The organism is Streptomyces sp. NPDC001493 (assembly GCF_053597235.1).
In genome coordinates this window covers 46,374-61,091 of record NZ_JBSFHV010000010.1, presented here as the reverse complement: position 1 = coordinate 61,091, position 14,718 = coordinate 46,374, and the positions used below count along the sequence as shown (strand labels likewise).

General features: G+C 73.7%; 8 protein-coding genes. 2 read left to right on the top strand and 6 right to left on the bottom strand.

Going from position 1 to position 14,718, the window contains the following annotated elements:
* Nucleotides 1-316 precede the first annotated feature (316 nt).
* Together ACWCWD_RS16435 and ACWCWD_RS16430 are read left to right on the top strand one after the other, a co-directional pair.
* Nucleotides 317-4,324 (top strand): type I polyketide synthase, encoded by a 4,008-nt coding sequence (locus ACWCWD_RS16435; protein ID WP_450773494.1) that lies wholly within the window; start codon nucleotides 317-319, stop codon nucleotides 4,322-4,324.
* Nucleotides 4,325-4,425: 101 nt separating this feature from the next.
* On the top strand, nucleotides 4,426-5,589 hold the full coding sequence (locus ACWCWD_RS16430) for an LLM class flavin-dependent oxidoreductase (protein ID WP_450773493.1): 1,164 nt from the start codon (nucleotides 4,426-4,428) through the stop codon (nucleotides 5,587-5,589).
* Here the strand turns inward: ACWCWD_RS16430 and ACWCWD_RS16425 are convergent.
* The 6 genes from ACWCWD_RS16425 to ACWCWD_RS16400 all read right to left on the bottom strand — a co-directional run bounded on the left by ACWCWD_RS16425 (nucleotide 5,523) and on the right by ACWCWD_RS16400 (nucleotide 14,692).
* On the bottom strand, nucleotides 5,523-8,456 hold the full coding sequence (locus ACWCWD_RS16425; RefSeq protein WP_450773492.1) for an ATP-binding protein: 2,934 nt from the start codon (nucleotides 8,454-8,456) through the stop codon (nucleotides 5,523-5,525). The two genes, ACWCWD_RS16430 and ACWCWD_RS16425, sit on opposite strands and share 67 nt — an antisense overlap.
* Before the next feature lie 80 nt (nucleotides 8,457-8,536).
* Complete coding sequence (locus tag ACWCWD_RS16420) at nucleotides 8,537-9,313, bottom strand: thioesterase II family protein (protein WP_450773490.1); 777 nt, start codon at nucleotides 9,311-9,313, stop codon at nucleotides 8,537-8,539.
* Nucleotides 9,310-11,187, bottom strand: coding sequence for a dipeptide ABC transporter ATP-binding protein (locus tag ACWCWD_RS16415; protein ID WP_450773488.1), 1,878 nt, complete (start codon nucleotides 11,185-11,187; stop codon nucleotides 9,310-9,312). The genes ACWCWD_RS16420 and ACWCWD_RS16415 overlap by 4 nt, the downstream gene beginning before the upstream one ends.
* Complete coding sequence (locus tag ACWCWD_RS16410; RefSeq protein ID WP_450773487.1) at nucleotides 11,184-12,086, bottom strand: ABC transporter permease; 903 nt, start codon at nucleotides 12,084-12,086, stop codon at nucleotides 11,184-11,186. The genes ACWCWD_RS16415 and ACWCWD_RS16410 overlap by 4 nt, the downstream gene beginning before the upstream one ends.
* 3 nt (nucleotides 12,087-12,089) lie before the next feature.
* Entirely contained in the window at nucleotides 12,090-13,034 is a 945-nt protein-coding gene (locus ACWCWD_RS16405; RefSeq protein WP_450773486.1) for an ABC transporter permease, read from the bottom strand.
* Nucleotides 13,031-14,692 (bottom strand): ABC transporter substrate-binding protein, encoded by a 1,662-nt coding sequence (locus ACWCWD_RS16400; protein ID WP_450773484.1) that lies wholly within the window; start codon nucleotides 14,690-14,692, stop codon nucleotides 13,031-13,033. The genes ACWCWD_RS16405 and ACWCWD_RS16400 overlap by 4 nt, the downstream gene beginning before the upstream one ends.
* Nucleotides 14,693-14,718 lie beyond the last annotated feature (26 nt).

Here is a 14,718-nt window from a genome sequence, read left to right as displayed (position 1 = left end):
CGACTCCCCCGCCGGGGAACGCGGTTCGGCGACGGACGCCCTCGCCCTGCTGGAACAGGCCGTGCCCGGCGCCGACCCGCTCGACCCGGACGCCGCCGAACTCCTGTCCCGTCTGCGGGCGTTGGTGTCCCGGTGGGACACCGGCCGGGCCGCGCCCGACCGGGAGGAGGGCGAGGAGATCGACCTGGACGCGGCCACCGACGACGAACTCTTCGAGCTGATGGACAACGAGGCGCGATGACCCACGACCGTTCGCTCCGCACGACCGCGAAGCAATCCGACCCGCACACGAGGACCATGGAGGAGGTGGCCGGTCGTGGCCGATGAGGAGAAGCTGCGCAGTTATCTCAAGCGCGCGCTCGCCGAGAACCGGGAGACCGCCAAGCGCCTGCGCGAGGTCGAGTCCGGCCTGAGGGAGCCGATCGCCGTCGTCGGCATGAGCTGCCGGCTCCCCGGCGGGGTGGACTCGCCCGACGCCCTGTGGGACCTGGTGGCCGCCGGCGGCGACGCCGTCACCCCGTGGCCCACCGACCGGGGCTGGGACCTCGACGCGCTCTACGACCCCGATCCCGCCAACCCCGGCACCAGCTACGCCCGGCACGGCGGATTCCTGCACGACGCGGCCGACTTCGACGCCGAGTTCTTCGGGATGTCCCCGCGCGAGGCGCTGGCGACGGACCCGCAGCAGCGCTTGCTGCTGGAGTCCTCGTGGGAGGCGTTCGAGCGGGCGGGCATCGCCCCGGACACCCTGGGCGGCAGCCGAACCGGCGTCTTCGTCGGCCTGACCGCACAGGACTACCACCACCGGCTCGCCGAGGTACCGGCCGAACTGGAGGGGTACCTCGGCATCGGCAACCTCGCCAGTGTGGCGTCGGGGCGCATCTCGTACACGTACGGGTTCGAGGGCCCGGCCGTGACGGTGGACACGGCGTGCTCCTCCTCGCTGGTGGCGCTCCACCTGGCCGTACAGGCGCTGCGTTCGGGGGAGTGCGACCTCGCCCTCGCGGGCGGGGTGACCGTGATGTCCACCCCCGCCGGCTTCGTGGAGTTCTCCCGCCAGCGCGGGCTCTCGCCGGACGGCCGGTGCCGTGCGTACGGCGCCGGGGCGGACGGCACCGGCTGGGCCGAGGGGGTCGGGCTGCTGCTGGTGGAGCGGCTGTCGGACGCGCGGCGCCTGGGGCACCCGGTGCTCGCGGTGGTACGCGGCTCCGCGGTGAACCAGGACGGCGCGTCGAACGGCCTGACCGCGCCCAACGGTCCCGCTCAGCAGCGGGTCGTGCGGCAGGCGCTGGCCGCGGCCGGTCTCGCGCCGCACGACGTCGACCTGGTGGAGGGGCACGGCACCGGCACCATCCTCGGCGACCCGATCGAGGCCCAGGCGCTCCAGGAGGTCTACGGCACCGGACGGCCCGAGGACGCCCCGCTCTGGCTCGGTTCGCTCAAGTCCAACATCGGCCACACGGCCGCCGCGGCGGGAGTGGCCGGACTGATCAAGGCGGTGCAGTCGATCCGGCACGGCGTCCTCCCGCAGTCCCTGCACTCCGGCACACCCACCCCGCACGTCGAGTGGGCGGGCGGCGGAGTACGGCTGCTGGACGAGGCCCGGCCGTGGCCCGAGACCGGACGCCCCCGCCGGGCCGGAGTCTCCGCCTTCGGCGTGAGCGGGACGAACGCCCACGTCATCGTCGAGGAGGCCCCGGCCGCGCCCTCCCCGGACGGGAGCGGGCCGGAGACCGAGGCTCCCGCGCCCCGTACCTCCGGCGTGCTCCCCTGGCTGCTCTCCGCCAGGTCGGCGGCGGCGCTGCGGGACCAGGCGGCCCGGCTGGCGGAGCTGCTGGACTCCCGCCCCGGCCTCGACCCGCTCGACGTGTCCTGGTCGCTGGCCACCGCCCGCACCGCGCACCCGCACCGCGCCACCGTGGTGGCCGGGGACCGGGACGAGCTCCTCGCCGGCCTGCGGGCCCTGGCCGACGGACATCCCTCGGCAGCCGTCGTCGGCGCCGGGGAAGACCTTCCGCGCGTGGCCCGCACCGGGCGCACCGCCTTCCTCTTCACCGGACAGGGCAGCCAGCGGGCCGCCATGGGCCGGGAGCTGTACGAGCGGTTCCCCGCCTACGCCCGCGCCTTCGACGAGGTGGCCGCCGCATTCGACCGCCCATGCGCCGGCCACCTCGCCCACCCGGTGCGCGACGTCGTGCTCCTCGCCGGCCACGGCGAGCTGCTCGACCGCACGGAGTACGCGCAGCCCGCCCTCTTCGCCGTGGAGGTCGCGCTCTTCCGGTTGCTGGACACCTGGGGGGTGCGGCCCGACGTCGTCGCGGGGCACTCGATCGGCGGCCTCGCCGCCGCACAGGTGGCCGGGGTGCTCTCCCTGGAGGATGCCGCCGTCCTGGTCGCGGCACGCGGCCGGCTGATGCAGGCGCTGCCGCCCGGCGGAGCGATGGCGGCGGTCGAGGCGACCGAGGAGGAGGCTGCCGAGGCGCTCGCCGGACTGGGCGGGACGGTCGCGATCGCCGCGGTCAACGGCCCCCGCTCGGTGGTCGTCTCCGGTGACGAGGAACCCGTCCTCGCCGTGGCGGCCGGCTTCAAGGAGCGTGGCCGCAGGGCGTCCCGGCTGCGGGTGAGCCACGCCTTCCACTCGCCCCGCATGGACCCGATGCTGGACGAGTTCCACCGTACGGCCAAGGCACTGCGGTACGAGGAGCCCGGCATCCCCGTGGTCTCCGACCTGACGGGCGCTCCCGCCGCGGCGGGGGAACTCGGCACCGCCGACCACTGGACCGAGCACGCCCGGCGGCCGGTCCGCTTCCTGGATCTGGTCCGGGAGCTGCGCGGCTCGGGGGTGACCCGGTTCGTCGAGATCGGGCCGGACTCCGTCCTCACCGGGCTGACCGCCGAGATCCTGACCGCCCAGGACCCGGACGCGGAACCGCCCGCCGTGCTCGTCCCCCTGCTGCGCGGCGGCCGGCCCGAGGCGGCGACGCTCCTGACGGCGCTGGCCCGCCTCCACGCCCACGGGGTGCCGGTCGACTGGCGGGCCGTCTTCGAGGGCTCGCGGCCCCGCACGGTCGACCTGCCCACCTACCCCTTCCAGCGCCGCCGCCACTGGCTCGACGCCACCGTGACCCGCCAGGCCGCCGCCGCGTCCCCGCTCGCCGAGCCCGAGTCGCCCGCGACCGTGAGGAGTTGGGCCGACCGGCACGCGGAACTGTCCGGGCCCGCACTCGACACCGCGCTGCTCGACCTCGTCACGGCGGAGGTGTCCGCGGTACTCGGGCACACGTCCCCCGACGCGGTCGCCCCCGACCGGGTCTTCGTCGAAGTGGGCCTGGACTCCCTCTCCGCCGTCGAACTGCGCACCAGGCTCGCCGCCCGCACAGGTCTGGCGCTCGGCGGGGCCCTCACCATCCGCTATCCCGAACCGGCTTCGCTCGCACGGCACTTGGCCGATCTTCTCCGGGCGAGAAAGGAGCCCGCCGCACCCGCCGAAGGGCCCCTCACCACGCTCTATCTGCGGCTGTGCGCCGCCCAGGAGATCAAGGCCGCCACCGAAGTGGCCATCGCGGCATCCCGGTTGAGGGACACCTTCGGTACGGTGGACCGCACCCGGCACGCGGCCGAACCCGTGGTGCTGGCGCAGGGCGACGCGCGGACCGCGCTGGTCTGCTTCCCCGCCCTCACGGCCCTCTCCGGCCCGCACGAGTACGCCCGGTTCGGCCAGGCGCTTGCCGGTGTACGGGACGTCCTCGCCGTCCCCGCGCCCGGCTACCCCGAAGACAGTGCCCTGCCCGACTCGGCGGAGACCTTCGTGGCGATGCAGGCCGACGCGGTGCAACGCCTCGTCGGCAAGCGGCCGTTCGCCGTGCTGGGGCGGTCCCTGGGCGGCTGCGTCGCCCATGCGGTGACCGCCGAACTCGAACGGCGCGGTACCCCGCCGACCGGCCTGGCCATGGTGGACACCTATCCGATGGACACCGCGACCCTGCCGGGAATGGAGTGGTGGATGCCTGCCATGATCAACGGAATGGTCGACCGGTTCGACGCCTTCGACCTCGGGCTCACCGACAACGGCATCACCACGATGGGCAGTTACCTCACCACCTTCGGCAGCTGGCAGCCCCGGTCGGTCACCACCCCCACGCTGCTGCTCCGCGCCGAGGCCCCCCTCCCCGGTACACCGGACGACTCCGGCCGGGACACCCGCGCCTTCTGGCGGCTGCCCCACGACACCACCGACGTCCCGGGCGACCACTTCTCCGTACTGGAGGAGCACTCGGCGACCACCGCGGCGGCCGTCGAGAGGTGGCTGAGCTCCCAGGACTGAGCCCGCACGCCGGCCCCGGCACGGCGACCGGACCCGCCCCCGATCCACCGCACCGATCCACCGCATCCCGCACCCCGAAAGACACGAGAGAGAAGAACACGATGACCGCACGACAGCCGCTGCACCTCGCCGTGGCACTGGACAACGTCGGCTGGCACCCGGCGGCCGGCACCGGGCCGGACGCCCCGGCCGGGAACCTCTTCGGCCTGGCGCACTGGACCGCCCTCGCCCAGGAGGCCGAACGCGGACTGCTGGACTTCGTCACGGTCGAGGACCCGCCGAAGCGCCCCGCCGGGCACGTGAACCACCGTCTGGACGCCGTCCTCGTCGCCTCGGCGCTGGCCGCGCGCACCGAGCGCATCGGACTGATACCGAGCGTCGTGACCGACCACGCCCAGCCGACGAACGTCGCGAAGGCGATCGCCACCCTCGACCACCTCAGCGACGGCCGGGCCGGCTGGCGCACCCCGGTCACCCCCGCGCGGCCGATCGTGATCGCCGACATCTTCACCCCCGAGGTGCAGACGCCGATGGCGGAACTCTTCGAACGCGCCGCCGACCTGGTACGCGTCGTACGTGCCCTCTGGGACGGCGTGGACGACGAGAAGGCGCTGCGCGACATCGCCGCGCCCGGCCGCTTCGCCCCCGCAGACCCGGACCCGCACGGCAGCTTCACCGAGATCGAGCCCCTCGGCGGCGCGGCCGGCGACTGGATCACCATCGACTCGCCGTCCCTCGCCCCCCGCGCCCCCCAGGGCCACCCGGTCGTGTTCACCGTCGCCCACATCACCCTGCCGTACCGGTACGGGGCGCGCTCGGCCGACGTCGTCTCGGTGACCCCGCACAGCGCCGAGGAGGCACGGGCGACCGTCGAGGAGATCAGGGCCGAGCAGGCGGCGGCCGGGCGCGCGGACCAGAAGGTGCACGTCTTCGGGGACCTCGTGGTCTTCCTCGACAGCGCCCCCGGCCGCGCGGCCGAACGCCTGGCCCGTCTGAACGAGGAGCACGGCGGCACCTACGCCTCCGACGCCGAGATCATCACCGGGACGCCCGCGGAGGTCGCCGACCTGCTCCTGGAATGGCAGGAGGCAGGGCTGTCCGGGTACCGCCTGCGCCCCGGCGCCCTGCCCCACGACCTCCACGCCATCACCCGGGAACTGGTGCCCGAACTCCAGGCCCGGGGCGCGTTCCGGACCTCCTACGAGGCGGACACGCTGCGCGGGCTGCTCGGACTGCCGGTGCTCCCCGCCCCGGAAGTGGCCTGACCCCCGGCCGGGCGCGTGAGCTCACGCGCCCGGCCGGCGGCGGGCTGCTCGGACCGGCCGTGCTCCCGCAGCGAACTCGGAAGGTCGGCCCGGCCCTTCACCCGGAGCTTGCGGTAGGCGTGCGTCAGATGCTGCTCCACCGTGCTGACCGTGATGAACAGCTTCTCGGCGATCTCGCGGTTCGAGTGGCCGGCCACCGCGAGCGCCGCCACCTGCGACTCCGAACCGCTGAGCAGCGTGACACCGGTGTCCCGGTCGTCCTTCACCGCCCGGGACTCCTGCGCGGCGAGCCGCCGGGACAGCGGGGCGAAGCCCTGCTCCTCCGCGATCTCCCGGGCCTGCCGGGCGACCATCCGGGCCCGGCCGCTCTGCCCCGCCCGGATGTGGACCGCGCTCAGATCGGCGAGGGCACGCGCCAGTTCCAGCCGGTCACCGGCCGCGCCCAGCAGGTCCACCGCCTCCCGCAGGAGCACCGCGCGCCGCCTCGGATCCGCCACGGAGGCGGCCGTCCGCAGCGCCGTTCCCCGGGCCCGTGGCTGCGCGGGAGAGACCAGGGCCAGCTGTTCGGACGCCAGACGCCGCGCCTCGTCGGTCCTGCCGAGCCGCAGCAGTGCCGTCACCGCGTCGCTCCGCCACGGTACGAACGCGGGCTGGTCGATGTCCCACTCCCGCAACAGCCGTCCGCACCGCGTCAGATCGTCCAGTGCGGCGTGCAGCAGATCGAGCGAGAGCCGCTGCCTGCCGCGCGCGTGGAGGTACTGGACACCGAACCGTGTCTGGAACAACTGCTCGGGCAGATTCCACGTGCGCGGGACCCCGGTCTCCGGCACGGTGCCCGTCGCGGTGGCGGAGAGCAGCAGACTGGAGAGTGGCGAACCGATCAGAACACCCCAACTTCCCACAGAAATAAGGGACATCGCCTGTCGGGCGGTCTGCTCCGCGAGCCGTGCGTCGCCCTGGCGGACGGCGATCTCCGCCCGGACCGCCGCGAATGTCGCCTGCCACGCAGGGGCGTCCCGTTCCTCGGCCTCCCGGATCAGCGCGTCGCACCAGTCCACCGCCAGGTCCGAACGGTCCGCGTAGACCAGCACGGACAGTGCGAGATGGAGCGAGTCGAACCCTTCGTCGTCCAACGGAGTGGACTGGAGAGCGAGTTCGGCGCTCCGTACGCTGTCCTGGTCCGGGCCCGAACGCAGCAGCGCGTTCAGCACGGCGGCCATCCGCTTCGGCGTGCCTTCCGCCGCCCGGGCCGCCTCGGACCTCCCGGTACGCGCGCTCCCGACGTTCCGTGCCGCCGGCCGTGCGGTACGGAACCGGGAGTCGGTCTCCCGCAGCAGTGCCGGGTGGGAGGCGCGCAGCCACTCCCGCGCGGCGAGGTATTCGGCCGCGGAACCAGCGTCCAGTGTGTCCACGAACCGTTCGAGCTGCCGCAGCGCCAGAACGATCTCGTCCCCGCTGCCGTTCCGGAGCAACCGCCCGAGCAGCGAGACGGTCTGGCACCCCGTCAGGCGGCCCTCACGCAACGCTTCCACCAGCGGCCTCAGCCTGCGGCAGGCCGTGTCCGGGTCGCTCCGGGAGTCGATGAGGCTCCACAGCATGGTGACCGTCACCCGCTGCTCCTCGTCCGAGCAGGCCTCCGACGCCAGGTCGAGGCACGCCTCCGCGAACCCCGTGTCGTCCCGGCGCAGGGCGCCGCGGGCCGCCTCCAGCAGCACCGGGAAGGTGAAGGGCTCGTCGCCGTGGCCGGCCGCCAGCAGATGGACGGCGACCGCGGACGCGGGATCCCCCGCCCCGTGGAGCAGCCGGGCCGCGTCCCGGTGCAGCGACGCACGGTCGGCGGAGGGCATGCCGGCCAGTACGGCGGCGCCCGCGGCGGGGTGGCGGTAGCGGCCCTCGTCCAGGACGCCGATGGCGTCCATGGCCCCCAGCGTCTCGTCCACCTCGGACTGCGGCAGACCCAGCAGACGCGCCAGGCGGTGGTGCGAGCCGGAGGCGTCCAGTACGGCGAGCGCCCGGGCCGCGTCACGGAACCGGCGCCCCGCCCTGCGTACGCACGCGTCCACCGCTCTGCCGAACTCCGCCCCCGCACGGGGTTCCCGCGCGGCCGCCGGGCCGCCGGGCCGTTCGTACCAGTCCTCCGCGAGCGCGCGCAGCAGCAGCGGGTTCCCGCCGCTGAGCCGGTGCCAGGCGGTGGCCGTGGTGCCCGGCGCGAGGACGCCTCCCGGAAGTCCCGCGAGCATCCGTCCGGTGGCCGCGACGGAGAGCGGACGGACCCGCACGCGGGTGAAGTGCCGCTGCCGGAGCAGCGGCGTACGCCAGGCGCGCTCCGTCGCGTCTCCGTCGGTCGGTGGATCGGACTCGGTCACCACGATCAGAACCCGGGCGGCGCGGAGCAGACCGCCCATGTGGATCAGGGAGTTCAGCGACGCGGGGTCGGCGAAGTGCAGGTCGTCGACCGCGACCACCACCGGCGTGCGCTCCGACAACGAGCGGATCAGGTCCCAGTGGATCTGGCCGACATGCGTCGGTGTCGGGCCCGGGGACAGCAGGTCCGCGTCGCAGGACGCCGTTTCGCCGCATTCCTGGGGCAGGTGCAGGGCCCGGGTACGCTCTTCGGGCGCGAAGTGCTCGCGCCCGAAGAGCTGTGCGACGACGCCCAGCGGTACGTCCTGCTCCGAGCACCTGGCCGCCGCGTGCAGTACCACCGCGCCCTCACGGCCGGCGATCTCGCCGAAGACGTGGAGCAGTTCGGTCTTTCCGGCGGCCACCGGGCCGCTCACGGCGACGACGCTCCCTCGTCCGCCGAGACAGTCGGCCAGCAGCTCTCGAAGTCGCGTCAACTGGTTCTCACGCTCGACAAAAACCACAGCAAGCTCCACATCTCGACGACGCAGCCGCGTCGCGCGCATTTCGGACATCTGCTCTCGGGTGGGGACCGGCGAGGGCGTCAGGGCCGGGGCCGCGGCGGTGCGGCCCCGGGCAGCAGACGTTCCTGGATCAGCGCCGCGATCCGGTCCTGGTGCAGGAGGGGGAAGAAGTGGCCGCCGGTGAAGGTCAGCACCTCGGTGGGGCCGGTGGTGTGGCCCTGCCAGGCCCGCGCCTCCTCGGCCGTCACCTTGGGGTCGTCGGTGCCGGTCAGCACGGTGACCGGGGTGTCGAGGGCGGTGCCGGGGCGGTACCGGTAGCGCTCGATCGCCCGGTAGTCGCCGCGCAGCGCGGGCAGGATCATCTCCACCAGCTCCGGCTCCTCCAGCAGGGCGGCCGGAGTGCCGCCCTGCCGCACGATCTCCGCCAGCAACGCCTTGTCGTCGGCGAGATGGAGCGTCTCCTCGCGGCGCGTCGACGGGGCGCGGCGACCCGAGACGAAGAGCGCGGCGGGGCCCGTACCGGTGGCCGCGGACAGCCGGCGGGCCGTCTCGTACGCCACCACCGCGCCCATGCTGTGGCCGAGGAACGCGGGCGGCTCGTCCCACCGGGGCGCGAGGACCCCGGCGAGCGCGTCGGCAAGGCTCCCGATGTCCTCGGCCGGCGGCTCCGACCGGCGCTCCTGGCGCCCCGGGTACTGCACGGCCAGCACCTCCACCCGGGGGTGGAGCATCGCGGAGAGCGCGAACCAGAAGCCCGCCGACCCGCCGGCGTGCGGAAAGCACACCAGACGGGCACCGGCTCCGGGGGAGGGGTGGAAGCGCCGGATCCAGAGGTCGGTGTCGAGCCCGGCCGTCATGCGCGAGCCCCTTCCTGGTCGCGCTCGGCCGCCCGGGCCCGGTCGGGCCGGGGCAGCGCGGCGAGCAGCTCGCGGGTGTACGGATGGGCGGGCCGGTCGAAGATCTGCTCCACGTGCCCCGACTCGACCAGCCCTCCGTCCTTCATCACGATGACCCGGTCGCTCACGTGGTGGACGACGCCGAGATCGTGCGAGATGAACAGCAGGGCCAGACCCAACTCCCGCTGGAGCTCCGCCAGGAGGTCGAGAACCTGCGCCTGGATCGACACGTCGAGCGCGGAGACCGGCTCGTCGCAGACGATCAAACGGGGCTCGGTGGCCAACGCTCTGGCGATGGCCACCCGTTGGCGTTGGCCGCCGGAGAGCTGCAGCGGGCGCCGGTCGGTGAGCGCGGCCGACAGGCCGACCTGGCCCAGGAGTTCGGCGACCCGCGCCGCCCGGGCCCGCCCGCGCGGAATGCCCGCCCTGGCCGCGGCCTCGGCGATGATCCGCCGCACGGTGTGCCGGGGGTCGAAGGAGCCGAGCGGGTCCTGGTGGACCACCTGGACATGGCGGCGCCGGTCACGGCGGGCCCGCTCGGGCAGGCCGCTCCACGCCTCCCCCTCGAACCGTACGGAGCCCTCGTCCGGCTCCACCAGGCCCAGCGCGATGCGCGCAGTCGTCGTCTTGCCGGACCCGGACTCGCCGACCAGCCCCAGGGTCTCGCCCGCGGCTACATGGAACGAGACGTCGCGCACCGCGGTCCAGGACCCCCCGCCGGGCGCCCGGAAACTCTTGGAGACGCCCGCCACCTCCAGCAGCGCCGGACCCGCGACCCCCTCCCGGTGAACCGCAGCCGCAGCCGTCGCCGTAGTCGCAGCCGTCGCCTTCGCCCGGGGCCGGGAGGCGTCCGGGCTCGCGAGCGGGACCGTCTCGCCGGGGTGCCAGCAGAGCGTCAGGTGCCCGTCCCCGCCGGCGTCCGCCGCCGGGAGTTCCGTACGGCACCGGTCGTCGGCCAGCAGGCAGCGGGCCGCGTACGGGCAGCCGTCCGGACCGGCGGCGGGACGGCGCGCGGCGGCCACCGAGAGCGCGCGGCCCTTGGAACCGACCGTCGGCACCGCCGCCAGCAGGGCCCGGGTGTACGGGTGCCGGGGTTCCTCCAGCACGTCCGCGGCCCGCCCCTGCTCGACGACCAGGCCGCCGTACATCACCGCGACCCGGTCCGCGAGCCTGGCCACCACCGACAGGTCGTGACTGATCAGCAGGAGCGCCGTCCCCTCGCCGACCAGCCGGCCCAGCAGCTCCAGCACCTGGGCCTGCACGGTCACGTCCAGCGCCGTCGTCGGCTCGTCCGCCACCAGCAGCTCCGGCGCCCCGGACAGCGCGGAGGCGATCAGCGCGCGCTGGCGCAGCCCGCCGGACAACTGGTGCGGATACTCCGCCGCCCGCCGCTCCGGATCGGGGATGCCCGCCTCCGACAGCAGCGCGAGCGTCCGCTCCCGCACCTCGGGACCGGCGGCGAGCGCATGCTCCCGCAGCGTCTCGCCCACCTCCGCGCCCACCGTGCGCAGCGGGTCGAGCGAGACCAGCGCGTCCTGGAGCACCAGGCCGATGCGGCGCCCCCGCACGGCACGCCACTGACGCTCGGAGAGGGCCGAGAGGTCGGTGCCGTCGAATTCGAGCCTGCGGGCGGAGACCGAGGCGTGGTTCCCGGTCAGCCCGAGCAGGGTGCGGGCGGTCACGCTCTTGCCCGACCCCGACTCCCCGACCACGGCGAGGCATTCGCCCCGGTCCAGCGAGAAGGAGACGTCACGCACGGCGCGTACCTCCCCGTCGCGCCGGAAGGTGACGTCCAGCCCTTCGACGGTCAGCAGCGGTGACACGGTGGGGCTCATCGGTCGGACCTCCGGGTGAAGCGCTGCTGGGCGTAGCGGCCGACCACGTTGACGGCGATCACCGTCGTCGTGACGGCCGCGCCGGGGAACACGCCGATCCACCAGGCCGTCTGGAGGAAGTCGCGCCCCGCGGAGAGCAGCGCCCCCCATTCGGGCGAGGGGGCGGCGGGGCCGAGGCCGAGGAAGCTGAGCCCGGAGGCGGAGATCAGCGCGGTGCCGAACCCCACCGTCGCCAGGGTCAGCAGGGGCGCCAGGGCGTTCGGCAGGACGTGCCGCAGCACGATCTGGCGGCGCGGCAGACCGAGGGCGACCGCGGACTCGATGTAACCGGAGCGGCGCACCACCAGGGCCTCCGCGCGGACGAGCCGCGCGTAGCCGGGGACGAAGGCGATGCCGATGGCCAGCATGACGTTGACCGTGCCGGTGCCCAGCACGGTCACCACCAGCAGCGCGAGGAGGAGTCCGGGCAGCGCCAGCAGGATGTCGGCCAGCCGCATCAGGATGCCGTCGGCCGCCCGGCCGCCCAACGCCGCGGCGAGACCGATCACGGCCCCTCCGGTGACCGCGATGACCGTCGAGCCGAAGCCCAGCAGCAGGGACGGCCGGGCGCCGTGGAGGATGCGCGAGAACAGGTCCCGGCCCAGCTGGTCGGTCCCGAGCCAGTGCGCGGAACTCGGCCCCTTCAGCGCGTCGAGCGGATCGATCGCGGACGGCGGGACGTCGGTGAACAGGCCGGGAGCCACCGCGACCAGCACGATGAGCAGCAGCAGGGTGCCCGCCACCACCACGGCCGGCGGAACGGACGTGAACGCTCCGGCCCGGCGCCGTGCCCGCGGCGGCGCGGGCACGGCGCCGGCGGAGCCGCCGGTGGCGGGTTCGGGGACGAGAGTAGGTGCCATGGGTCAGGCGCTCCTGAGCCGCGGGTCGAGGACGGGATAGAGCAGCTCCACCACGGTGGAGATCACGACGAAGACGAAGGCCGAGAGCAGCACCACGCCGATCACCACCGGCATGTCCTTGGCGCTCACCGCCTGAAGGGCGAGCGAGCCGATTCCCGGCCGGCCGAAGACCGTCTCCACCAGCACCGCGCCCCCGATCAGCGACCCGGTGAGCCACCCCGTCAGAGTGAGCAGCGGTACCGCGCAGTGCCGCAGGGTGTGCCGGATCCGTACCGCCGTCCGGCCCACTCCGCGTGAGCGGGCGGTGACCACGAACGGCTGCTCCAGGGCGGCTTCGAGCCCCTCGCGCAGCACCTGCGCCAGCACCCCGGTGAGCGGGAGCGCCAGGGTGACGGCGGGCAGTACCAGCGAGGCGAAGCCCTCCGCCCCGGCCACCGGGAAGACGTGGAACTGGAAGGAGAACACCGTCAGCAGCACGATTCCGACCCAGTAGGACGGGGTCGACGCCGAGATGAGCTCCCAGACCGAGGCGACCGCCCGGAAGGCGGGCCGGCGCCCGGCCGTCGCCACCGCGGAAACCACCGCGAGGACGACGGCCAGGAGCAGGGCCGCCAGCGCCAGCTGCACGGTCGGCCAGAGCTGATCACCTATCAGCGACCACACCGGGCGCTGGAGTTGGTACGACTGCCCCAGGTCGCCCTGGAGGAGCCGTCCCAGGTAGTGCAGGTACTGGTCGGCGACGGGCCGGTCGAATCCGTACTCCCGGGCGATCTCCGCCCGCACCTCGGGGGAGCCGGCGTTGGAGGGGCCGAGCAGGACGGATACGGGATCACCGGGGATGAGCTGGAGGGTGAGGAAGGCCAGGGTCGCCGCCCCCAGCAGGACGGCCGCTGCCGAGCCCAGCCGCCTGGCGACCCCGCCGGCCAGGGCCGTCGCCGACGCCGTCACTTCTTGGCCAGCCAGGCGTCGTAGTACGTCAGCCAGTTGCTCGCGTTGAAGGTGAGCCCCTTCACCTTGTCGGACTGCCCGACGAGGGACACCTGCGTGTACAGGGGAACGACGACCGCGAGATCGATGCCCCGCTGCTGCACCTTCGGGTAGACGTCGGCGCGGGTCTTCTCGTCCAGCGTGGAGCGGCCCTGGTCCGTCCACGTGTCGAAGGACCGGTCGGTGAGGAAGGTGGCGTTGATGCCGCCCTTGGCGGGCGCGCTGCCGGAGTTGAAGAAGAGCCACAGCACGTCCGGGTCGAACCGGGGCCAGCTGAGGTCGATGATGTTCGCCTTGCCGCCGTAGACCTTGGTGTTGTACGTACCGATGTCCAGGTTCGGCCGCTTGACCTCGACGCCGATCTTCTTCAGGTCCGCCTGCACGGCCTGCCCGAGCACGTCACGCCCCTCGCGGGTCGCCTGGATGGACAGCTGCGGCCACTCCACGGTGAGCCGCTTGCCCGCCTTGGTGCGGTACCCCTGCGCGTCCTTGCCGGTCCAGCCGGCCTCGTCCAGCAGCTGGGCCGACAGCTTCGGGTCGTAGGGCCAACTGCCCTCGAGGGACTTGTCGTAGTTCGGCGTGGTCGGGCTGATCGGGCTCCAGGCGCGGGGGTACTGGCCGAAGGTGACGGTCTTCACGTCCTGCTCGACGTCGATGCCGCGCTGGATCGCCTTGCGCACGCGGACGTCGTCCAGCGGGGCCAGCGAGCCGTTGAGCCAGAGGTTGTAGTTGCCGCCCGGGTTGGCCCGGGAGATCAGCTCGAAACCGGGAGTCGACTTGAGCGCGGTGACGTTCTGCGGCGGAATGGCCTTCGCCACCTGCACCTGACCACTCGTCAGCGCTCCGGCGCGTACCGAGGCGGTGGGCAGGAAGCGGACGACCACCTTGTCGAGGTAGGCGGCGCCGGTGTGGGTCGCCGTCTCCGGGGCCCAGGCGTAGTCCGGGTTCCGGGTGAGCGTCGCCGACTGGCCCTTGGTGTAGGCGCTGAAGACGAAAGGACCGCTGCCCACGTCGGCCGGACCGCCGGCGGCGAGCTTGCCCGAGCCGGCCTTGAGCGCCTCGGGGGAGTAGAAGCCCAGATATGTGGTGCTGGCCGCCTGCAGGAAGGGGGCGAACGCCTTGGAGAAGTTGACCTTCACCGTCTGCGGGTCGACGACGTCGGTACCGGTGTAAGGGCCGAGCAGGTTCGCCGCGTACAGCGACTTGGTCTCCTTGGCCACGATGTGGTCGAAGTTGGCCTTCACGACCGAGGCGTCGAACTTCGACCCGTCGGTGAAGGTGACGTCGTCGCGCAGGTGGAAGGTGTAGCTCTTGAAGTCGTCCGACACCTCCCACTTGGTGGCCAGCCACGGGTGGAACTTCCCGTCGGAGTCCTGCGAGACCAGCGAGTCGAACACCCCGCGCGCGATCTCCGCGGTCACGTCCTGCGTGCTGGCGTGGATGTCCCAGGAGACGGGCTCGGTGTCGACGGCGGTGGTGAGCGTCCCGCCCGACACCGGCTTGCCCGAACCCGCCGCCTTGGTGGTGGTGTCTCCGCCGGACGAGCAGGCGGAGAGGAGAAGGAGACCGCTCACCCCCACCGCGAGGGTGCGGCCGAGTCTGGACAGGGAGGGGCGCATGGCGGAACTCCAGGAGTGGGTGCCCC